This is a genomic window from Mesobacillus sp. ABV4_180 (assembly GCF_056158485.1).
Genome location: NZ_JBSWTJ010000001.1, coordinates 3,052,250 through 3,073,116, shown reverse-complemented (window position 1 = coordinate 3,073,116; position 20,867 = coordinate 3,052,250). Strand labels below are relative to the sequence as shown.

The following is a 20,867-nucleotide window of genomic DNA, read 5'->3' as shown; positions in this document are numbered from 1 at the left end:
GAGGAGGAAAGATTTGTGTCTATTAAAGTTCTAGATGGAAAACGTTTTGCGGAGATGGTGATCCAGGGTGCCAACCATTTGGCGGCGAATGCCAAGTATGTCGATGCATTGAACGTCTTCCCTGTTCCTGATGGTGATACGGGAACGAATATGAATTTATCCATGACTTCCGGTGCCAAGGAAGTAAAGAACAATGTGCAGGAACATATCGGAAAGGTTGGTTCTGCGCTGGCAAAAGGCCTGCTGATGGGGGCAAGAGGAAACTCTGGAGTCATCCTTTCACAATTGTTCCGTGGCTTTTCGAAAGCAATTGAAAATAAGCCTGCAGTCAATTCTGTGGAATTTGCTGCCGCACTTCAGGCGGGTGTGGAAACTGCCTATAAAGCAGTAATGAAGCCAGTCGAAGGTACGATTCTTACGGTGGCAAAGGATGCAGCAAGACATGCGGTTGCCGTAGCCGACAACCATGAGAGCCTGGTAGGTTTAATGGAAGAGGTGCTTAAAGAAGCAAAGGCATCTTTGAACCGTACTCCTGATTTGCTTCCAGTCCTAAAGGAAGTCGGAGTTGTCGATAGTGGCGGCCAGGGACTTGTATTCGTCTATGAGGGCTTCCTTGCAGTATTGAAGGGAGAGCAGCTTCCTGATTCTCCAGCAGCGATGCCAAACATGAATGAGCTTGTAAGTGCCGAGCACCATAAGAGTGTCCAAAGCCATATGAACACTGAGGACATCGAATTCGGCTATTGTACCGAATTCATGGTCAAGCTTGAAGGAAAAGAGTCATTCTCTGAAGAGAACTTCCGACAGGACTTGAGCAAATATGGAGATTCTTTATTGGTCATTTCTGATGAAGAGGTTGTAAAAGTGCATATCCACTCAGAGCAGCCTGGAGATGTTCTGACATATGGACAAAAATATGGCAGCCTCATCAATATGAAGATCGAGAATATGCGCCAGCAGCACACGAATATTGTTGGAGAACCGACAACGCCTCTTCGCACTGAGGCAAACACTCCTAAAAAGGAAAAACAGGAATACGGAATTGTTGCTGTTTCAATGGGGTCCGGTATTGCTGAGTTATTCAGAAGCATCGGTGCAAATGCCGTCATCGAGGGCGGACAGACGATGAATCCAAGTACGGAAGATATCGTTAAGGCAATTAAGGAAGTGAATGCCCGCAAGGTCATTATCCTTCCTAATAATAAAAACATCATCATGGCTGCTGAACAGGCTGCTGAGGTTGCTGAAGAAGAAGTAGTCGTTATTCCTTCCAAGACCGTGCCTCAGGGAATGACAGCATTGCTTTCATTCAATCCATCTGCAGAAGCTTCAGATAACAAAGAAGCAATGACAGAAGCGATGCAGCATGTGAAGACAGGACAGTTGACATATGCAGTCCGTGACACAAGCATCGATGGACTCGAAATTTCAACAGGCGATTTCATGGGCCTTGCTGATGGAAAAATCGTCCTGAAGGACAAGGATAAAGTCAAGGCAGCGAAGGAACTATTGGGCCAAATGCTGGACGAAGACTCAGAAATCCTGACAATCCTTAAAGGGGAAGACGCTTCGGATGAAGATGTCGATTCCATCGTCGAGTTTGTTGAAAACAAGTTCAAAGATGTTGAAGTTGAAGTCCATAATGGAGAACAGCCATTATACGCCTTCATCTTCGCAATCGAGTAAGAAAATATTCCAAGCCGATCATGATTCTCCGGCTGGACAATTTAAATATTTATATGATACTAAGGAATAGAAGGGGATAACCCTTCTATTTCGTTTTGTTTATAGGGTGAAAAATGGTCCAGCAAGCTGGCCCAGGAACAAATCAATCACGAAGGCAGTTGGCTGAAGGTATTTTGAAAATGCCATCAGCACTTAGTGAAACAGGACAGGGAGGGTTAGCGGCAACGCCGGCAGGACGGGAATTATAGGCCAAATCTCCGGCATACCGCTTGATAAACGTGAATGATATTCTAAAACAGTCCGTAACTGCAGTTAAAGGAATCGGTGATGAAATGGCGGAAACACTTGCAGACATGAATATCAGGTCTGTTGGTGAATTGCTGGAGTATTTCCCATACCGTTATGAAGATTACCGCCTGAAGGATCTGGCAGAAGTCAAGCATGATGAAAAAGTGACGGTGGAAGGGAAGGTGCACAGCGAACCTTCTCTGGTCTATTATGGACGAAAAAAGAACCGTCTTACTGTCAGGATGCTTGTAGGCAGATACTTGATCATCGCAACCTTTTTTAACCAGCCATATTTAAAACAAAAGATAAAAATCGGTGAAACAATCACTGTAACAGGAAAATGGGATCAGCACAGGCAGACGATCACTGCCAGCGAAATGTCGGTTGGAGAGCATGCGAAAAGCCAGGATTTTGAACCTGTTTATGCGGTGAAAGGGAAGATGACCGTAAAAACAATCAGAAGACTGATTAAGCTGGCTTTTTCCCAGTTTGGGCATGAAATGGCTGAAATTCTGCCGATGGACCTGTTGCAAAAATATAAACTGCTCAACCGAAGGGATGCATTGCGAATCATGCACTTCCCAGCAGGGGCTGATGAAATGAAGCACGCAAGAAGAAGGTTTGTTTATGAAGAATTTCTCCTGTTTCAGCTTAAGATGCAGTCCTTACGAAAAATTGAACGTGAACAGACGCCAGGAATTGCCGTTTCTTATAAATTGGACAAGCTTAAAGAGTTCATCAGTGGACTGCCGTTTCCATTGACAGGCGCGCAAAAGCGGGTAGTCAATGAAATCCTGGGAGACATGAAGTCATCTTACCGAATGAACCGGCTGCTGCAAGGTGATGTAGGGTCAGGGAAAACAGTTGTGGCAGCCATTGCACTCTATGCAGCCAAGACAGCGGGCTTCCAGGGAGCATTGATGGTGCCGACAGAAATCCTTGCAGAGCAGCACTCACAATCAATGACACAACTGCTTGAGCCCTTTGGGGTAAAAACGGCACTGCTGACAAGTTCCGTCAAAGGTAAGCGGCGGAGAGAGCTGCTTGAACAGTTAAAGCTAGGCGAAATCCATGTGTTAATAGGGACACATGCTTTGATCCAGGATGAAGTGGACTTTCATGACCTGGGCCTGGTTATTACTGACGAACAGCACCGTTTTGGTGTTGAACAAAGACGGGTCCTCAGGGAAAAGGGTGAAAATCCTGATGTCCTGTTCATGACAGCGACTCCGATTCCGAGGACGCTTGCGATTACGGTTTTTGGTGAAATGGATGTTTCTGTGATTGACGAAATGCCTGCAGGCCGGAAAACAATCGAAACATATTGGGCGAAGCATGAAATGCTTGATCGTGTCCTTGCCTTCATGGAGAAAGAACTTGCCAGCGGCAGACAGGCATATGTCATTTGCCCATTGATCGAGGAGTCAGACAAGCTTGACGTGCAGAATGCAATTGATGTTCACAGCACCCTGAGCTTTTATTTTCAGGACCGCTACAAGGTCGGCCTAATGCATGGGCGGCTCCATTCCGAAGAAAAAGATCAGGTTATGAAGGCTTTTAGTGAAAATGAGGTCCAAGTTCTTGTATCAACTACTGTCGTCGAGGTAGGCGTTAACGTGCCGAATGCTACAGTCATGCTGATTTATGATGCGGAGAGGTTTGGCCTTGCCCAGCTCCATCAGCTGAGAGGAAGGGTTGGAAGGGGAAGTGACCAGTCTTACTGCATTTTGCTTGCAGATCCAAAAAGCGAGGTTGGCAAAGAACGGATGAAAATCATGTCCGAAACGAATGATGGATTTGTTCTAAGTGAGAAGGATCTCGAGCTTCGCGGACCAGGGGATTTCTTCGGCAAAAAGCAAAGCGGACTGCCTGAATTCAAAGTTGCAGACATGGTCCATGATTACCGTGCGCTGGAAACAGCGAGGAATGACGCCTCATTGCTAGTCCAATCAGTTGCGTTTTGGAAAGGTGAAAAATATAAAGCCTTACGTGATTATTTACATGATACAGGTGTCCTTGCCAGTGAAAAGCTCGATTGATTTTTAGAGAAGCTGCTTTTCTTTTGCCAGAATCATAGAGTTACAGAAGAGCAGATTCAAAGGAATCTGCTTTCTGCATATCTTTGCTGATATAGTAATGAGGATTTTTTCTGGCAGGAGATGTTGTCATATTTCTTCTTGCATATTTATTTTGTTATATATATACTACTATTAGTACCTAGTCTTAATAGCTCGGGCGGTGTTTGGTAAATGAAACGCAATAAAAAAGAACGACAGTCCATGCTGACTGAAACGATAAAAGAAAATCCTTTTATTACAGATGAAGAGCTGGCTGAGAAATTTACAGTCAGCATCCAGACGATCAGGCTGGACCGACTTGAATTATCAATTCCCGAGTTAAGGGAAAGAATAAAGAACGTTGCCGAAAAACGTTTTGAAGATGAGGTCCGTTCACTGCCACTTGAAGAAGTAATCGGAGAAATCATTGATATAGAATTAGATAAAAGTGCCATTTCAATTCTTGATATAAAAAGAGAGCATGTTTTCAAACGAAATAAGATTGCCAGAGGACACCATTTATTCGCACAGGCCAATTCCTTGGCGGTAGCTGTAATTAATGATGAACTGGCCCTTACCGCTAAAGCGAATATCCAATTTACCAGGTCGGTAAAAGAAGGTGAACGGGTAATCGCCAAAGCCAGAGTTGTCAATATTGACAATGCAAATGGACGTACACTTGTAGAAGTGATGAGTTACGTGAACAATGAACTTGTCTTTAAAGGCGAGTTTGAAATGTATCGATCAAAAAATGAGAAATAAGGGATGAATTAAATGAGGCTTGCAATAGATGCGATGGGCGGAGACAATGCTCCAAAAGAAATCGTGCTCGGAGCAATCAAGGCAGTGGAAAGGTATAAAGACATACATATCGTCCTTGTTGGTGACGAGAAAAAAATCAGGGAGCATCTGACAACTGAAGATAGGATTGAAATCCTTCATACTGAAGATGTAATCCTAGGAACGGATGAACCCGTAAGAGCTGTGCGCCGCAAAAAGACAGCATCGATGGTCCTTGCAGCACAGCAGGTCGCGGACGGAAAAGCGGATGCCTGCATTTCTGCTGGAAATACAGGAGCGCTGATGGCGGCTGGATTATTTGTAGTTGGAAGGATTGAGGGGATTGAGAGGCCAGCGCTTGCTCCAACGCTGCCTACGATCGGCGGCGAAGGGTTCCTGCTTCTTGATGTAGGAGCAAATGCAGACGCAAAACCTGAACATCTAGTTCAATATGCGATTATGGGCTCCATCTACAGTGAAAAGGCAAGGGGAATCACAAGCCCGCGTGTCGGATTGCTTAATATTGGGACAGAAGAAAAAAAGGGAAATGAGCTTGTAAGAAACACCTATGAATTGCTTAAGGATGCTGACATCAACTTCATCGGCAATATCGAATCCCGGGACTTGCTAAATGGGGTTGCAGATGTGGTGGTTGCTGATGGCTTTACTGGTAATATGGTCCTTAAAACAATAGAAGGTACTGCAATGTCGGTATTCAAAATGTTGAAAACAGCACTCACTTCCAGTTTTAAAACCAAGATGGCTGCAGCAGTCCTGAAGCCTGACCTGACTGTCCTTAAAAATAAGATGGATTATACAGAATATGGAGGTGCAGGCCTGTTCGGCCTTAAAGCTCCTGTTATTAAAGCACATGGATCATCGGATGCCAATGCTGTATTCAACTCTATCCGCCAGGCAAGGGAAATGGTCGAAAAGGATGTTTCTGGAACAATCAGGACGGCAGTTGAAAAACGAGAAAGTGTGAAACAATAGAAATCGATGTTGTAAATAAATGAGTGAAAAATAAATGGTAAAGGGGAATCTTTCATGGGGAAAATCGCGTTTTTGTTTCCAGGTCAGGGATCACAGTCAGTTGGGATGGGCCAAGCCCTGTCTGCATCAGAACATACAGTCTCCGAAACTTTCAAGAAAGCGGACGAGGTTTTGGGGGAGAACTTAAGCGGATTGATTTTTGAAGGCCCTCAGGAAAAACTGACGCTAACGACAAATGCTCAGCCTGCGCTTCTGACAACTAGCATTGCGATCCTGAACTATTTCAGTCAATTTGGAATTAATCCGGATTACACTGCTGGCCATAGCCTGGGGGAATATTCTGCACTGGTCGCATCGAAAGCCATCTCGTTTGAGGATGCGGTATTTGCAGTCCGCAAACGTGGTGAATTCATGGAAGAGGCAGTGCCAAATGGGGAAGGTACAATGGCTGCTGTTCTCGGCATGGACCGCGATAAACTCATGGATGTAACTGAAACTGTATCCGCAGGCGGGAATCCAGTTCAATTGGCGAACTTGAATTGTCCTGGGCAAATCGTGATTTCCGGTTCGAAAAAAGGTGTGGTGGAAGCTTCAGCAAAAGCAAAAGAAGCTGGCGCTAAGCGAGTTATACCGCTTGATGTAAGCGGTCCGTTCCATTCCTCGCTAATGGAGCCGGCAGCTGAAAGATTTGAAGCAATCCTGGACAGTATTTCAATTAAAGATGCTGCTATTCCTGTTATTGGAAACGTGACAGCCGAACCGATGACTGATGCTTCCGAAATTAAAAAGAGACTTGTAGAGCAGCTGTTTTCCCCGGTTCTATGGGAAGATTCAGTGGCAAAGATGATGGAGCTTGGAGTCGATACTTTCGTAGAAATTGGTCCAGGAAAAGTACTCTCTGGGCTAGTGAAGAAGGTTGACCGCTCAGCAAGGACTTTCGCCATTTATGACGCAGAAACATGTGCTGCAGCAGTTGCAGCATTAAAGGAGGAAGAAATATGAGACTAGAAGGTAAAGTGGCCCTGGTAACGGGTGCCTCTCGTGGAATTGGACGTGAAATAGCTTTTGAACTGGCAAGTGAAGGAGCTTCAGTAGCTGTCAATTATGCGGGAAGCGAAGCGAAAGCTCTGGAATTGGTGGATGAGATCAAATCGTTAGGAAGGGAAGCTTTTGCAATCCAGGCGGATGTCTCCAGCTCCGATTCAGTTAACGATATGGTAAAGGAAACAATTGAACGCTTTGGCAAACTTGACATCCTGGTCAACAATGCAGGGATAACGAAAGACAATCTGTTAATGAGAATGAAAGAGTCTGAATGGGATGATGTCATTAACATCAACCTGAAAGGTGTTTTCCTGTGCACGAAGGCTGTGACAAGGCAAATGATGAAACAGCGAAGCGGCAGGATCATCAATATCTCTTCAATTGTCGGAGTCAGCGGCAACCCTGGACAGGCAAATTATGTCGCGGCAAAATCCGGTGTGATCGGCTTGACGAAAACATCTGCGAAAGAACTGTCGTCAAGAGGAATTACCGTAAATGCCATTGCCCCAGGCTTTATTACAACAGATATGACGGATAAACTGAATGAAGAAGTTAAAACAGAAATGCTGAAACAAATTCCTCTTTCCCGCTTCGGTGAGCCGAAGGACATTGCCAGGACGGTCGTATTCCTTGCCTCAGAAGACAGCGCCTATATGACAGGCCAGACCCTGCATGTAGATGGCGGAATGGTGATGTAATATACGGTAAGTGCAATTTAGTTTCAGTATGGATTTATTTTGGGTAAAAAGTGATCACAGCCATTTATTAATTTTATAAAATCAACTATAATGGCTTGAGGGGAGGTGAACGAGCATGGCAGACGTTTTAGAACGTGTAACGAAAATTATTGTTGACCGTTTGGGAGTAGATGAATCTCAAGTAACTTTAGAAGCATCTTTTAAAGATGATCTTGGTGCTGATTCCCTTGATGTTGTTGAATTGGTAATGGAATTGGAAGACGAGTTCGACATGGAAATTTCTGATGATGATGCTGAAAAAATCGGTACAGTTGGTGACGCAGTGAACTACATAAACAGCCAAATGTAATCAAACGATTTTCTAAGAAGCTCCGTTTTTAATGAACGGGGCTTTCTTCTGTAAAAAAGCACCGCAATTTCTTGCCATCTCAAGTGATTTGCTGGAATTAAGGCAAGTTTTTTTGCTTTATGGGCATTTTTTTTTGTAAACTATTAGTAGTCTGTATTGAGTTTCAGACCAATCTTTATGCAAAAAAGCTTTAAATTATAAGCAAGGTGGAATAAATGATGCGCAACAATGGAAGAGAAAAAGATAAAAAGAATTTTCGCGCGAAGGAATATAAATTTAAAGAATTCCAGGACAAAATTGATATTCATTTTGAAAGTGAAAGGTTACTGAAACAGGCCTTTACGCATTCATCCTATGTGAATGAGCATCGCCGGAAGCCTCATGAAGACAATGAGAGGCTTGAGTTTCTAGGAGACGCTGTTTTGGAACTGACTGTATCCCGATTCCTGTTTAAAAAATACCCAATGATGAGTGAAGGAGAATTGACGAAGCTTCGTGCTGCTGTAGTTTGTGAACCGTCACTTGTAGCATTCGCCAATGAACTTGCTTTTGGAGAGCTGGTTTTGCTCGGCAAGGGTGAGGAGATGACAGGCGGAAGAACGAGGCCTGCTCTTTTGGCTGATGTTTTTGAGGCATTCATCGGTGCTTTATATTTGGACAAGGGTATTGAAACAGTCACGACATTTCTTGAAAAAATTGTGTTTCCGAAGATTGATGACGGTGCTTTTTCTCATGTGATGGATTTTAAAAGCCAGCTGCAGGAACTAGTCCAGCGGGATGGTGCAGGTTCGCTAGAATATAGAATCCTGAAGGAAATAGGTCCCGCCCACAGCCGGGAATTCGAGTCAAGAGTCTATCTGAATGGGGAAGAGCTTGGAACAGGTTCGGGGCGTTCAAAGAAGGAAGCTGAGCAGCATGCTGCCCAGATGGCCCTTGAAAAGCTGAAGTCCCATATAGAAGCCTCCCGCGAACAGGACGAAAAATAGCCCAATGATTTTAACAATCACTGAGACACCTTAGAAATAGTTTAATTGGAAAGGGAGAGCCATATTGTTTTTAAAACGATTAGATGTGGTCGGTTTTAAATCCTTTGCCGAGAGGATATCCGTAGAATTCGTGCCTGGTGTGACCGCGGTCGTAGGACCCAATGGAAGCGGAAAAAGCAATATTACCGATTCCATCCGCTGGGTATTGGGTGAACAATCAGCGAAATCGCTTCGCGGAGCAAAAATGGAAGATATTATTTTTGCCGGGAGTGACTCACGAAAGCCGCTTAATTTTGCAGAGGTAACGCTTACCCTTGATAACGAAGACCAATCATTGCCGCTGGATTATAACGAAGTGAGTGTAACAAGGCGTGTTTTCCGTTCGGGAGACAGCGAATATTTAATAAATAAACAGAATTGCCGTTTAAAGGATATTGTCGATTTATTCATGGATTCTGGCCTGGGCCGTGAAGCCTTCTCAATCATCAGCCAAGGCAGGGTTGAAGAAATCCTGAACAGCAAGCCAGAAGAACGCAGGACGATTTTTGAAGAAGCTGCGGGTGTACTAAAATATAAATCCAGGAAGAAAAAAGCGGAAAGCAAGCTGTTTGAAACACAGGAGAATTTAAATCGTGTCGCGGATATCATCCACGAACTTGAGGGCCAGGTTGAACCTTTAAAAATCCAGGCCTCGATTGCCAGGGACTATCTTCAGCAGAAGGAAGAACTTGAGCAGATTGAGGTCGCATTGACAGCCTATGAAATTGAAGATTTGCATCGCCGCTGGGAACAGTTGTCCAAACAGCTTGAACAGCATAAAGAGGATGAAATCAAGCAATCAGCTGTCCTCCAAAAGAAGGAAGCTGAAATTGAAAAAATGCGGGATCATCTCGCTGCTCTCGATGAGTCGGTCAGTGACCTTCAGAATGTGCTCCTTCATGCGAGTGAAGAGCTCGAGAAACTTGAGGGCAGAAGGGAAGTTCTCAAAGAACGCAAGAAGAATGCGTCCCAGAACAAAGGCCAGCTTGAGAAAAATATCGAGGAACTCACATCTTCCATCGGCCAGCTTGAGAAACAGAAGGCTGAATATGAGGAATCTGTATCTGTTCTGGCAACAGAAGCTGCCGGCCTCCAGAAGGAATTGTACGAAAAACAGGAGCAATTAAAGCTGTACAGTGAGGATGTCGAACTCAAGATTGACTCAATCAAAAGTGACTACATTGAGGTCCTGAACCAGCAGGCCGGGGCGAAGAATGAAAAAATCTATATCGAACAGCAGCTGCAGCAGCAAACCTCAAAAGGAACAAGGCTCGATCATGACAATGACAGATATGTATCGATTCGCGATGAAATTAATGCAAAGAAAGCGGAGATCGAGAACAAGGTAATTGCCGCACAGCAGGAGCTGGAGGATCAGGCAAAGCTGTATTTCGATGAACAAAAGAAGCTGGAATCTTTAAGAAACAATTATCAAAAGCAGGAAAAGACATTATATCAGGCCTATCAATTCTTGCAGCAGGCAAAATCAAAGAAAGAGATGCTTGAGGAGATGGAAGAAGATTATTCAGGCTTTTTCCAGGGTGTAAAAGAAGTGCTTAAAGCCAGAAATGGCCGTCTCCAGGGTATAGAAGGAGCCGTTGCTGAACTGATCCAAGTTCCTAAACAATATGAAACAGCAATTGAAACAGCCCTTGGCGGGGCTATGCAGCATATTGTCGTTCAAAATGAAGAAAATGCCAGGACTGCGATCCAGTTCCTGAAACAAAAATCTTTTGGACGGGCAACCTTCCTGCCCCTCAGCATCATTAAAGGGAAGTTTCTGGCTTCAGCCCAGTTGGCGCTGCTGTCAGAACACGAAGCCTATATTGGTACAGCTGCTGATCTTATTCAGTTCGAGCAAAGGTATGCTGATGTCATTAAAAGCCTCCTTGGGAATGTAGTAATTGCCAGGGATTTGAAGGGTGCAAATGAAATTGCCAGAATCCTTCAATACCGCAGCAGGATTGTAACCATTGAGGGCGATGTCGTCAATCCTGGAGGATCCATGACCGGCGGTGCCGTTAAGCAGAAATCCTCCTCGCTTCTTAGCCGTAAGGGAGAGCTTGAGGATTTGACCAGCAAGCTTGCTGATATGGAAGAAAAGACCAGCCTGCTTGAAACCCGTATCAAATCCTTTAAGACAGACATCCAAACCAGCGAAGGAAAGCTTGAAGAACTTCGTAAAACAGGGGAAGACCTTCGTTTGAAACAGCAAACCTTGAAAGGCGACTTAAGGGAAGTGGAGCTTGAACAGAAAAACATTAACGAACGTTTATCTGTTTATGATTCAGAAAAGAACCAGCTGGACTCTGATAAAGAGAAGTTGGAATCGAGATTGATTGAACTCGAGGATTTTTTAGCTGAGCATCAGGAGAGTCTAGTGCGATTTGACAAAGAAATCGAACGTTTGACAGCGCTGAAAAACTCGAATTCTACCTCAAAAGATACATTGCTGTCCGATATCAGCGATTTGAAAATCAGTCTTGCAGCAAAGAAAGAACAGCATTCTTTTGCCAAGGAGAAGCTGGATACAGCATTTTCTCAAGCTGAGGAGCAATCAAGGAAACTAGAAGTCATCAAAGAAGATTTGTCCCTGCTATCATCTGAAATGACCGACAGTTCTTCCGGCGAAATGCAGCTGGAGGAAGCGGCAAAAAGAAAGCTTCAGGACAAAAATGAAACACTTAATCTCATTTCCTCCCGGAGGAATGAGCGCCTTGAACTTCAGAACAAACTTGAAGACCAGGAGCTCGAATCCAAAGAATTAAGAAGGCTGCTAAAAGGGCTAAATGAAGTGCTGAAGGACGAGGAAGTGAAGCTGAACAGACTCGATGTTGAATTGGACAACAAGCTTGCCCACCTTCGCGAAGAGTACTTGCTATCTTATGAAGCTGCTAAAGAACAGTATCCTTTGACGATCCCGGCTGATGAAGCAAGGAGAAAAGTGAAGCTCATTAAAATGGCGATTGATGAGCTAGGTACTGTAAATCTTGGGGCAATTGAAGAATACGAGCGGGTATCAGAACGTTATGAATTCCTGCTGGAGCAAAAAAATGATCTCCAGGAAGCTAAAGACACCTTATTCCTTGTCATCGAGGAAATGGATCATGAGATGAAGAAACGTTTTGAACAGACTTTCACAGGAATCCGCTCACACTTTGAATCGGTCTTCCAGGCGTTGTTTGGCGGCGGAAGAGCGGACCTTAGGCTGACACAGCCTGATGACCTGCTGAATACTGGAGTGGAAATTGTCGCTCAGCCACCGGGGAAGAAACTTCAGAATCTTGGGCTTTTGTCTGGGGGGGAGAGAGCACTGACTGCAATTGCGCTGCTTTTCTCCATCCTGAAGGTTCGTCCGGTTCCTTTCTGCATTCTGGATGAAGTAGAAGCTGCCCTTGATGAGGCAAATGTGTACCGCTTCGCTCAATACCTGAAGAAATACAGGGAAGAAACACAATTCATTGTCATCACCCACCGCAAGGGTACAATGGAGGAGGCAGATGTCCTGTACGGTGTGACCATGCAGGAATCAGGTGTCTCGAAGCTTGTGTCCGTGCGGATGGAAGATTCAAAAGAGCTAGTAAATTCGTAATGAGAAAGGCGATGGAACTGTGAGTTTTTTCAAGAAATTAAAAGAAAAGTTTACGACACAGACTGAGACTGTTACAGAGAAATTCAAAGAGGGATTAACCAAAACAAGAGACAACTTCTCGAGCAAGGTAAATGATCTCGTTTCAAGATACCGCAAAGTGGACGAGGAATTCTTCGAGGAGCTGGAAGAAATTTTGATCCAGGCCGATGTTGGCTTTGAGACTGTCATGGAATTAGTCGAGGAACTGAAGAAAGAGGTTAAACGCCGCAACATCCAGGATACAAAAGATGTGCAGGCCGTCATTTCTGAGAAGCTTGTCGATATTTATGAGTCTGGTGCAGACGATGAATCATTCAAGCTGAACATGCAGGAAGACGGTTTGACTGTCATTTTGTTTGTTGGCGTAAATGGTGTCGGCAAAACAACTACGATCGGGAAATTGGCCCATAAGTTCAAAAATGAAGGCAAAAACGTTCTGCTTGCTGCCGGAGATACGTTCCGCGCAGGCGCGATTGAACAGCTGGAGGTTTGGGGAGAACGTGTGGGTGTTGATGTCATTAAGCAAGCGGAGGGCTCTGACCCTGCAGCTGTTATGTTTGATGCCGTCCAGTCCGCAAAGTCCAGGAAGGCGGATATCCTGATCTGTGATACTGCTGGCCGTCTGCAAAACAAGGTAAATCTCATGAAAGAACTTGAGAAGGTAAAGCGTGTAATTGAACGTGAAGTTCCTGGTGCCCCTCACGAAGTCCTGCTTGTGCTCGATGCGACGACTGGACAAAATGCTCTCATCCAGGCAAAAACGTTCAAGGAAGCTACCAATGTAAGCGGAATTGTTTTGACAAAGCTGGACGGAACAGCAAAAGGCGGGATTGTCCTGGCCATCCGCAATGAACTGAATATCCCTGTAAAGTTCGTAGGTCTTGGTGAAAAAATGGATGACCTTCAGGAATTTGATGCGGAACGCTATGTTTATGGACTGTTTGCTGATTTAGTTGAGGAAGAGAAAATGGCGGAGTAATGCCGTTTTAACAACATCTTGCTGTAAAGAACTTTTCTTGACAGGAACTTGGAACGTGTGTACACTCTTAATGTAAAGGTATTTCACTTAACATGGGGGAATCGATATGCTTGAGAAGACGAACCGTATGAATTATTTGTATGACTTTTATCAGGCATTGCTTACTCCAAAACAAAGCAGTTATATGGCCCTTTACTATCTTGATGACTACTCTCTTGGTGAAATCGCTGAAGAGTATGATGTTAGCCGCCAGGCTGTATACGACAACATCAAACGGACGGAAGCGATGCTCGAGGAGTACGAAGAGAAGCTTTTGCTGTTCGAGAAGTTCCAGATGCGCAGCCAGTTGATTTCCAAAATGAAGAAACAGCTGAGTGAGGATCCGGACAAGCAGGTTTTGAGTGAAATGGTAGCCGAGCTTGAGAAATTAGACTAGGGAGGCACATGATATGGCATTTGAAGGATTGGCCGACCGACTGCAAAATACAATGCAAAAAATCCGCGGAAAAGGGAAAGTAACCGAAGCGGATGTAAAAGAAATGATGCGCGAGGTCCGTCTGGCGCTGCTAGAGGCCGACGTTAACTTTAAGGTAGTTAAAGACTTTGTTAAAAAAGTCACTGAAAGGGCAATTGGTCAAGAGGTTGTGAAGAGCCTGACTCCAGGCCAGCAGGTCATTAAGGTTGTTAAAGAAGAACTTACCGAGCTGATGGGAGGAGAGCAAAGCAAGATTGCAGCCTCCAACCGTCCGCCAACCGTCATCATGATGGTCGGCCTTCAAGGTGCAGGTAAAACGACAACAACCGGAAAACTTGCCAATTTGCTTCGCAAAAAATATAACCGCAAGCCTTTGCTTGTTGCAGCAGACATTTATCGTCCGGCAGCCATCAAGCAGCTTGAGACTCTTGGCAAACAGCTGAGCATGCCAGTCTTCTCATTGGGAGACCAGGTCAGCCCGGTTGAAATTGCCAAGCAGGCAATCGCTAAAGCGAAGGAAGACCATAATGACTATGTACTTATTGATACTGCAGGCCGTCTTCATGTAGATGAAAACCTCATGGATGAGCTCAAGCAGATCAAAGAATTGTCAAAGCCAGATGAAATCTTCCTTGTCGTCGATGCCATGACCGGTCAGGATGCTGTCAATGTTGCCCAGAGCTTCAATGAACAGCTGGGCTTGACTGGTGTCGTCCTGACAAAGCTTGATGGTGATACACGAGGCGGTGCTGCGCTTTCAATCCGCGCCGTGACAAATACTCCAATCAAATTTGTCGGTCTTGGTGAAAAGCTCGATGCTCTTGAGCCTTTCCATCCTGAGAGAATGGCTTCAAGAATTCTGGGAATGGGTGACGTGCTCACGCTCATCGAGAAAGCGCAAGCCAATGTCGATGAAGAAAAAGCGAAAGAGCTTGAGAAAAAAATGCGTACAGCATCATTCACCCTTGATGACTTCCTGGACCAGCTGGGCCAGGTCAAGAAGATGGGGCCGTTGGATGAAATCCTTAAGATGATGCCTGGGGCGAATAAAATCAAGGGCATGAACAATCTTCAAATCGATGAAAAGCAAATTTCTCATGTTGAGGCCATCATCCAGTCGATGACGTCTAACGAAAAGACTCATCCTGAAATCATCAATGCCAACAGGCGTAAAAGGATCGCTAAGGGAAGCGGCACTTCCATCCAGGAGGTAAACCGATTGCTCAAGCAGTTCGAGGACATGAAAAAGATGATGAAGCAAATGACGAACATGCAGCAAAAAGGCAAGAAAAAAGGCGGTTTCAAACTGCCGTTCAATCCTTTTTAACATGTAAATTCAGGTATTTGCAGTCTGTAAAGAAAAAACCCTTTACAAGCTGATTTCAATTTGGTATTATTCTATCTTGTGTGAAACTATTCGGAGGTGCTTATTTAAAATGGCAGTAAAAATTCGTTTAAAGCGTATGGGAGCTAAAAAATCTCCTTTCTATCGTATTGTAGTAGCTGATTCCCGTTCACCACGTGACGGCCGTTTCATCGAAACTGTTGGAACTTACAACCCTGTTGCACAACCAGCACAGGTTGAACTTAACGAAGAGTTAGTTCTTAAGTGGTTGAATGACGGAGCAAAACCATCTGATACAGTGCGCAACTTGTTCTCTAAGCAAGGTATCATGGAAAAATTCCACAACGCTAAGCTTAGCAAGTAATTGTGGACATGCCCATGAAGGAATTAATTGAGACGATCGTGAAGCCCCTTGTTGATTTCCCGGAAGATGTCCATGTAAATGAACATGAAGAGGATCAGCGCGTAACATATAAGCTTACCGTGAACAAAAGTGATATGGGCAAAGTAATTGGAAAGCAGGGACGCGTTGCAAAGGCGATAAGAACAGTAGTCTATGCAGCAGGATCATCACAGCAAAAGAAGATTTTCTTAGAAATCGTCGAATAACAATCATCTGCGAAAGCAGGTTGTAGATATCTCTATATGATTGTGTTTTAAAAGGGAGGGGTGACCCTCCTTTTTTCTATTTAAAAAGAATTAAGGTATAATGGTTATTTGAAGAATAGTGATAAGCTGGACTAAACTTATTGGGCACAAAACATGATGTATTTAACTCAGCCTATAAAGTTGCTGTGATAAGTTGGTTTTATTAAGGAGGAAATGCTTTGAAGGTACTGCAAACGATTGTAGTCAAACAAGTACTGACAGAAGAAAGCAGAGAAACAATCCACCGCAAATATCACGCAAGAAAGCTGCAGCTGCAGAAGGAATGTGACCAACTGAAATTTGAGCTCAAAAAACTGGAAAAATCAAAGAAGTTTTCGCCTGAAACATTGAAAAAGCATTTTGAACAAGAAATTAAAGTCCATAACGAAAAGATCAAGCTTCTGGATTTTCAAATAGAACAACTACATATTCTTCCGCTCGGAAGTGAAATCAAAGAGTCAGAATTGCAGGGAATAGTGGAAATCAATGAGGGGGACCAATGGGATGGGTTCCTTTCGGGAAAGACTATTATTGTGAAAGACGGCGTCGTGGCCGAAATACGCGAGAGGTGATTGAGAAAATGGAGAAATATTTTAATGTCGGCAAAATTGTAAATACCCATGGAATCCGCGGAGAAGTCAGGGTGATTTCGAGAACGGATTTTCCGGAAGAGCGTTATAAAATTGGGAATACCCTCTACTTATTCATGCCTGGAACAAAGGAACCTGAGATATTGGTCGTGAAAACCCACAGAACCCATAAGAATTTCAACTTATTAACTTTTGAGGGTTTTGACAACGTCAATCAGGTTGAACGCATGAAGGGTGGCATCCTTAAGGTGCCTGAAAGCCAGCGCGGAGAATTGGAGGAAGGAGAATTTTACTTCCAGGATATCATCGGCTGCCTTATGTACACCACAAAAGGCGAAGAAATCGGAAAGATAGTGGAAATCTTAACGCCTGGTGCGAATGATGTCTGGGTGGTCAAGTCGCCTAATGGGAAGGAAATTCTCATTCCTTATATCGATGAAATTGTGAAAAAGGTTGATGTTAAGGAAAAGGTCATTTTAATTGATCCTATGGAAGGGCTTCTGTCATGATGCATATCGATGTCCTGTCGATCTTCCCAGAGATGTTTGAAGGAGTATTTGGGCACTCGATCCTGAAGAAAGCAGCTGAAAAAGAAGCGGTCCAATATAATCTAGTCAATTTCCGGGATTTTGCCGATAACAAACATCAGACAGTAGATGACTATCCATATGGCGGCGGCGCAGGTATGGTATTGAAGCCACAGCCGATTTTCGATGCAGTAGCCGATTTAAAAGATCGTGCAAAAAGTTCAGCCCCTCGGGTGATTCTCATGTGCCCTCAGGGTGAGAGATACACTCAAAAGAAAGCAGAGGAGCTGGCAAGTGAGGAACACCTGATTTTCATTTGCGGCCATTATGAGGGTTATGATGAGCGTATTCGTGAGCATGTCATTACCGATGAAATCTCGATTGGGGATTATGTCCTGACTGGCGGCGAGCTAGGTGCGATGGTCGTCATCGACAGTGTCGTGAGGCTTTTGCCAGGCGTGCTTGGAAGTGAAGAATCCCATATCCAGGATTCATTCAGCACAGGCCTGCTGGAGCACCCGCACTATACTAGACCCGCTGATTTTCGGGGATTGAAGGTACCGGATGTTTTGACTTCCGGAAACCATAAGCTGATCGAAGAATGGCGTATTAAAGAAAGCCTGAGGAGAACCCTTATGCGACGGCCAGATCTTCTGGAAGAAGCTGATCTTACGGACCAGCAAAAAAAATGGCTTGATGAACTGATAAAACTCAATGAATGATGTTGCAGTGACTCCATGTTTATGGTAAGATACTTCTTGTGGCTAAAAGCGATCATGCTGTATGCTGCTTATAACGATGTTCCGCTGCAATGAAATGTTTTGCAAGAGCATTTGTGGGAGGAGATGAAAACGATGCAACAATTAATCGAAGAAATCACAAAAGCACAACTTCGCACTGATCTTCCATCTTTCCGTCCTGGTGACACAGTACGTGTTCACGTTAAGGTTGTTGAAGGAACTCGCGAACGTATCCAGTTGTTTGAAGGTGTTGTGATTAAGCGTCGTGGTGGTGGAATCAGCGAAACTTTTACAGTACGTAAAGTTTCTTACGGAGTAGGCGTTGAACGTGCATTCCCTGTTCACACACCAAAAATTGCGAAGCTTGAAGTTATCCGCCGCGGTAAAGTACGCCGTGCGAAACTTTACTACCTGCGTAACCTACGTGGTAAGAAAGCTCGTATCAAGGAAATTCGATAAGAATGAATGTCAAAAAGGAGCTTGCCTAGCCAAGCTCCTTTTTCATTAAATTCCTTTTGCATTTAATCAGTGTTTTTATTAAATTTATTTTAAAAATCATCGCCCATCGTGTTTATCTTGCCTGACTTATGTAAAATAAAGTTATGTATTCAAACAACATATATTTCGGAATGGTGGGAAAAGAATGGCCGAGAAAAAGAAGAATGAATTATGGGAATGGACGAAGGCGCTCCTGATCGCTGTCGTGCTTGCAGCGGTTATTCGATATTTTTTATTTGCTCCGATTGTAGTGGATGGGTTATCCATGATGCCAACTCTTCACGATCAGGACAGAATGATCGTGAACAAGCTGAGCTATAAAGTAGGTGAGCCGGACCGATTCGATATCATTGTATTTCATGCACCGGAAAATAAGGATTACATAAAAAGAGTGATCGGCCTTCCTGGAGACAAAATCGAATATAAAAATGACACACTGTATGTCAACGGGAAAGCATATGAAGAACCATATTTGGAAGACTATAAAAAACAGGTGATTGATGGGCCATTGACAGACCCTTTCACGCTAGAAGAGAAGATTGGCAGGGAGACAGTGCCTGAAGGCCATCTTTTCGTGATGGGCGATAATCGCCGCTTCAGCAAGGACAGCCGCCATATCGGCACTGTTCCGTTCGAAGAGGTACTTGGTAAGACCAGTATCATTTACTGGCCTATTGATGATATACGGACAATAGACTAGAAATCAACTTGATCCCTATGTCCATTTAGGGAGATTGCAAAACAGATAGGAGGTGGCTGCTTTGACGATCCAATGGTTTCCAGGCCATATGGCCAAGGCTCGCAGAGAGGTCACAGAAAAATTGAAACTCGTTGATGTCATCTTTGAATTGGTTGACGCACGGATACCGTACTCTTCAAGAAATCCAATGATTGATGAAATCATTCAGCATAAGCCAAGAATTGTTTTATTGAATAAAGCAGATATGGCAGATAAAGCCGTTACAGAAGAATGGCTCCGATACTACCGTAAAAAAGGCATCACAGCATTAGCGATCAATTCCCAAGCTGGCACCGGTTTGAAACAGATTGTCCAGGAATCAAAGGTGCTTTTAAAGGACAAGTTTGACCGCCTCAAGTCTAAAGGTGTCAAGCCAAGAGCGATACGGGCAATGATCGTCGGTATCCCGAATGCCGGCAAATCGACACTGATCAACCGACTTGCAGGCAAAAATATCGCTCAGACCGGAAACAGGCCCGGTGTGACCAAATCTCAGCAATGGATCAAGGTCGGAAAAGAGCTGGAGTTGCTGGATACGCCGGGAATTCTTTGGCCAAAGTTTGAGGATCAGGAAGTAGGAACAAGGCTGGCAGTCACAGGTGCAATCAAGGACACAATCCTGAATCTCCAGGATCTTGCTGTCTATGCACTAAGGTTTTTGGAAAAGTATTATCCTGAACGTCTGCAGGAAAGGTATAAACTTTCCGTTTTACCTGAGGAGATTGTCGAGCTTTTTGACCAGATCGGCGACTTCCGTGGCTGCAGGATGCCTGGCGGATATGTTGACTATGACAAAGTCGCAGAACTTGTGATCAGGGAAATCAGGACTGAAAAAATGGGTCCTTTATCCTTTGAACGTCCAGCGGATTTGATTGCAGCTGAAGAAACAGAAAATGAAGGTTGAAAATAAAGGTCCTGGAATCAGGGCCTTTATTTTTGGTTTTTACTGCCGATACATATTAAAGAAGCAAGTTTAGGAGAATGCGGTTTATGGAGAAATTAACGATTGGTGAAATAGAACAACAACTCTTTGGAAAAGACAGCTTGGATCAAACATTTCTTGACAATTTAAGAAAAGATGACCGCAAAGGCGTCCAAAAAATAATCCTCAAATGGGAAAGGCAGGAGGATCATAAGCGGCAGGCACACGAGCAATTTGTCAAAATGACGTCCTTTGAAAGACAATACATGGCCGAAGGCTATAAATACATTGCTGGTATAGATGAAGCAGGAAGAGGACCGCTAGCAGGTCCAGTCGTGGCCGGCGCGGTGATCCTGCCAGAGGATTTCTATCTGCCTGGTCTTAATGATTCAAAAAAACTGTCTGAATCTAAAAGGGACGAGTATTTTGACATCATCAATGCAAAGGCCACAGCCGTTGGGGTAGGAATTGTCAGCGCAGAAGAAATTGACGCAATCAATATTCTTCAGGCAAGCAAAAAGGCAATGGTGTCCGCTGTAAGCCAATTAGGTGTAGCGCCGGATTTCCTTTTGGTTGATGCCGTTAAACTAGACACTCCTTATCCGTATGAAGCATTGATAAAAGGCGATGCAAGAAGCATAACCATTGCAGCCGCTTCGATCATTGCCAAAGTAACGAGAGACAGGCTGATGAAGGGAATCAGCCTTGAATATCCACAATACGGGTTCGAGGCGAACATGGGGTACGGAACTGCGGAGCATTTAAAGGCAATCAATACGCATGGAATCACGCCGCATCATAGGAAGACATTCGCTCCCGTAAGAGAATGTATTCAGCAGCCTTGAATTTGAAT

The 20,867-nt window shown here is 44.2% G+C and carries 22 protein-coding genes; all 22 read left to right on the top strand.

Going from position 1 to position 20,867, the window contains the following annotated elements; translation table 11 throughout:
* The first annotated feature begins 15 nt into the window (after positions 1–15).
* Entirely contained in the window at positions 16–1,686 is a 1,671-nt protein-coding gene (locus tag ACXAEA_RS15780; RefSeq protein WP_475096830.1) for a DAK2 domain-containing protein, read from the top strand.
* A 113-nt stretch (positions 1,687–1,799) separates the two neighbouring features.
* Positions 1,800–1,934 (top strand): hypothetical protein, encoded by a 135-nt coding sequence (locus ACXAEA_RS15775; protein WP_475096829.1) that lies wholly within the window; start codon positions 1,800–1,802, stop codon positions 1,932–1,934.
* Between the two features lie 30 nt (positions 1,935–1,964).
* Positions 1,965–4,013, top strand: coding sequence for an ATP-dependent DNA helicase RecG (gene recG, locus ACXAEA_RS15770; RefSeq protein ID WP_475096828.1), 2,049 nt, complete (start codon positions 1,965–1,967; stop codon positions 4,011–4,013).
* A gap of 210 nt (positions 4,014–4,223) precedes the next feature.
* Positions 4,224–4,793, top strand: a complete 570-nt coding sequence (gene fapR / locus ACXAEA_RS15765; RefSeq protein ID WP_475096827.1) for a transcription factor FapR — start codon at positions 4,224–4,226, stop codon at positions 4,791–4,793.
* Positions 4,794–4,805: 12 nt separating this feature from the next.
* On the top strand, positions 4,806–5,804 hold the full coding sequence (gene plsX, locus ACXAEA_RS15760; RefSeq protein ID WP_475096826.1) for a phosphate acyltransferase PlsX: 999 nt from the start codon (positions 4,806–4,808) through the stop codon (positions 5,802–5,804).
* A 54-nt stretch (positions 5,805–5,858) separates the two neighbouring features.
* Positions 5,859–6,806, top strand: coding sequence for an ACP S-malonyltransferase (gene fabD, locus ACXAEA_RS15755; protein ID WP_475096825.1), 948 nt, complete (start codon positions 5,859–5,861; stop codon positions 6,804–6,806).
* Positions 6,803–7,546, top strand: coding sequence for a 3-oxoacyl-[acyl-carrier-protein] reductase (gene fabG, locus ACXAEA_RS15750; RefSeq protein WP_475096824.1), 744 nt, complete (start codon positions 6,803–6,805; stop codon positions 7,544–7,546). The genes fabD and fabG overlap by 4 nt, the downstream gene beginning before the upstream one ends.
* 115 nt (positions 7,547–7,661) lie before the next feature.
* Positions 7,662–7,895 (top strand): acyl carrier protein, encoded by a 234-nt coding sequence (locus ACXAEA_RS15745; protein ID WP_475096823.1) that lies wholly within the window; start codon positions 7,662–7,664, stop codon positions 7,893–7,895.
* A gap of 218 nt (positions 7,896–8,113) precedes the next feature.
* Complete coding sequence (rnc, locus tag ACXAEA_RS15740) at positions 8,114–8,881, top strand: ribonuclease III (RefSeq protein WP_475098143.1); 768 nt, start codon at positions 8,114–8,116, stop codon at positions 8,879–8,881.
* Between the two features lie 64 nt (positions 8,882–8,945).
* Positions 8,946–12,512 (top strand): chromosome segregation protein SMC, encoded by a 3,567-nt coding sequence (smc, locus tag ACXAEA_RS15735; RefSeq protein WP_475096822.1) that lies wholly within the window; start codon positions 8,946–8,948, stop codon positions 12,510–12,512.
* A gap of 19 nt (positions 12,513–12,531) precedes the next feature.
* A complete protein-coding gene (gene ftsY, locus ACXAEA_RS15730; RefSeq protein ID WP_474835873.1) occupies positions 12,532–13,530 on the top strand; it encodes a signal recognition particle-docking protein FtsY in 999 nt (332 codons plus the stop codon).
* Positions 13,531–13,636: 106 nt separating this feature from the next.
* Positions 13,637–13,966: a putative DNA-binding protein gene (locus ACXAEA_RS15725; RefSeq protein ID WP_474835872.1), complete on the top strand. Its 330-nt coding sequence runs from the start codon at positions 13,637–13,639 to the stop codon at positions 13,964–13,966.
* A gap of 13 nt (positions 13,967–13,979) precedes the next feature.
* The gene (gene ffh / locus ACXAEA_RS15720) at positions 13,980–15,332 is read left to right on the top strand and encodes a signal recognition particle protein (RefSeq protein WP_474835871.1); all 1,353 of its coding nucleotides are present in this window, start codon (positions 13,980–13,982) and stop codon (positions 15,330–15,332) included.
* Positions 15,333–15,441: 109 nt separating this feature from the next.
* Positions 15,442–15,714, top strand: a complete 273-nt coding sequence (gene rpsP / locus ACXAEA_RS15715) for a 30S ribosomal protein S16 (RefSeq protein WP_475096821.1) — start codon at positions 15,442–15,444, stop codon at positions 15,712–15,714.
* A gap of 14 nt (positions 15,715–15,728) precedes the next feature.
* A complete protein-coding gene (locus ACXAEA_RS15710) occupies positions 15,729–15,959 on the top strand; it encodes a KH domain-containing protein (RefSeq protein ID WP_475096820.1) in 231 nt (76 codons plus the stop codon).
* A 218-nt stretch (positions 15,960–16,177) separates the two neighbouring features.
* The gene (locus tag ACXAEA_RS15705) at positions 16,178–16,570 is read left to right on the top strand and encodes a YlqD family protein (protein WP_475096819.1); all 393 of its coding nucleotides are present in this window, start codon (positions 16,178–16,180) and stop codon (positions 16,568–16,570) included.
* Positions 16,571–16,578: 8 nt separating this feature from the next.
* The gene (rimM, locus tag ACXAEA_RS15700; RefSeq protein WP_475096818.1) at positions 16,579–17,097 is read left to right on the top strand and encodes a ribosome maturation factor RimM; all 519 of its coding nucleotides are present in this window, start codon (positions 16,579–16,581) and stop codon (positions 17,095–17,097) included.
* Entirely contained in the window at positions 17,094–17,837 is a 744-nt protein-coding gene (trmD, locus tag ACXAEA_RS15695) for a tRNA (guanosine(37)-N1)-methyltransferase TrmD (RefSeq protein WP_475096817.1), read from the top strand. Before rimM ends, trmD begins: the two co-directional genes overlap by 4 nt.
* A gap of 132 nt (positions 17,838–17,969) precedes the next feature.
* Complete coding sequence (gene rplS, locus ACXAEA_RS15690; RefSeq protein ID WP_207498457.1) at positions 17,970–18,314, top strand: 50S ribosomal protein L19; 345 nt, start codon at positions 17,970–17,972, stop codon at positions 18,312–18,314.
* A 184-nt stretch (positions 18,315–18,498) separates the two neighbouring features.
* Positions 18,499–19,053, top strand: a complete 555-nt coding sequence (lepB, locus tag ACXAEA_RS15685; RefSeq protein ID WP_475096816.1) for a signal peptidase I — start codon at positions 18,499–18,501, stop codon at positions 19,051–19,053.
* Between the two features lie 61 nt (positions 19,054–19,114).
* Positions 19,115–19,996 carry a ribosome biogenesis GTPase YlqF gene (ylqF, locus tag ACXAEA_RS15680; protein WP_475096815.1) on the top strand — a complete coding sequence of 294 codons (882 nt, stop codon included), beginning with the start codon at positions 19,115–19,117 and terminating at the stop codon, positions 19,994–19,996.
* Between the two features lie 86 nt (positions 19,997–20,082).
* Complete coding sequence (locus tag ACXAEA_RS15675) at positions 20,083–20,859, top strand: ribonuclease HII (protein WP_475096814.1); 777 nt, start codon at positions 20,083–20,085, stop codon at positions 20,857–20,859.
* The last annotated feature ends 8 nt before the right edge of the window (positions 20,860–20,867 follow it).

What these genes read in the sequence shown, in the direction of transcription:
- ACXAEA_RS15775 (WP_475096829.1), top strand. Translation starts at nt 1,800, where the DNA reads ATGGTCCAGCAAGCTGGCCCAGGAACAAATCAATCACGAAGGCAGTTG.
- rpsP (WP_475096821.1), top strand. Translation starts at nt 15,442, where the DNA reads ATGGCAGTAAAAATTCGTTTAAAGCGTATGGGAGCTAAAAAATCTCCT.
- ACXAEA_RS15725 (WP_474835872.1), top strand. Translation starts at nt 13,637, where the DNA reads ATGCTTGAGAAGACGAACCGTATGAATTATTTGTATGACTTTTATCAG.
- ACXAEA_RS15675 (WP_475096814.1), top strand. Translation starts at nt 20,083, where the DNA reads ATGGAGAAATTAACGATTGGTGAAATAGAACAACAACTCTTTGGAAAA.
- trmD (WP_475096817.1), top strand. Translation starts at nt 17,094, where the DNA reads ATGATGCATATCGATGTCCTGTCGATCTTCCCAGAGATGTTTGAAGGA.
- fabG (WP_475096824.1), top strand. Translation starts at nt 6,803, where the DNA reads ATGAGACTAGAAGGTAAAGTGGCCCTGGTAACGGGTGCCTCTCGTGGA.
- fabD (WP_475096825.1), top strand. Translation starts at nt 5,859, where the DNA reads ATGGGGAAAATCGCGTTTTTGTTTCCAGGTCAGGGATCACAGTCAGTT.
- ACXAEA_RS15710 (WP_475096820.1), top strand. Translation starts at nt 15,729, where the DNA reads ATGAAGGAATTAATTGAGACGATCGTGAAGCCCCTTGTTGATTTCCCG.
- fapR (WP_475096827.1), top strand. Translation starts at nt 4,224, where the DNA reads ATGAAACGCAATAAAAAAGAACGACAGTCCATGCTGACTGAAACGATA.
- ACXAEA_RS15745 (WP_475096823.1), top strand. Translation starts at nt 7,662, where the DNA reads ATGGCAGACGTTTTAGAACGTGTAACGAAAATTATTGTTGACCGTTTG.
- lepB (WP_475096816.1), top strand. Translation starts at nt 18,499, where the DNA reads ATGGCCGAGAAAAAGAAGAATGAATTATGGGAATGGACGAAGGCGCTC.
- ffh (WP_474835871.1), top strand. Translation starts at nt 13,980, where the DNA reads ATGGCATTTGAAGGATTGGCCGACCGACTGCAAAATACAATGCAAAAA.
- rimM (WP_475096818.1), top strand. Translation starts at nt 16,579, where the DNA reads ATGGAGAAATATTTTAATGTCGGCAAAATTGTAAATACCCATGGAATC.
- rplS (WP_207498457.1), top strand. Translation starts at nt 17,970, where the DNA reads ATGCAACAATTAATCGAAGAAATCACAAAAGCACAACTTCGCACTGAT.
- plsX (WP_475096826.1), top strand. Translation starts at nt 4,806, where the DNA reads ATGAGGCTTGCAATAGATGCGATGGGCGGAGACAATGCTCCAAAAGAA.
- rnc (WP_475098143.1), top strand. Translation starts at nt 8,114, where the DNA reads ATGCGCAACAATGGAAGAGAAAAAGATAAAAAGAATTTTCGCGCGAAG.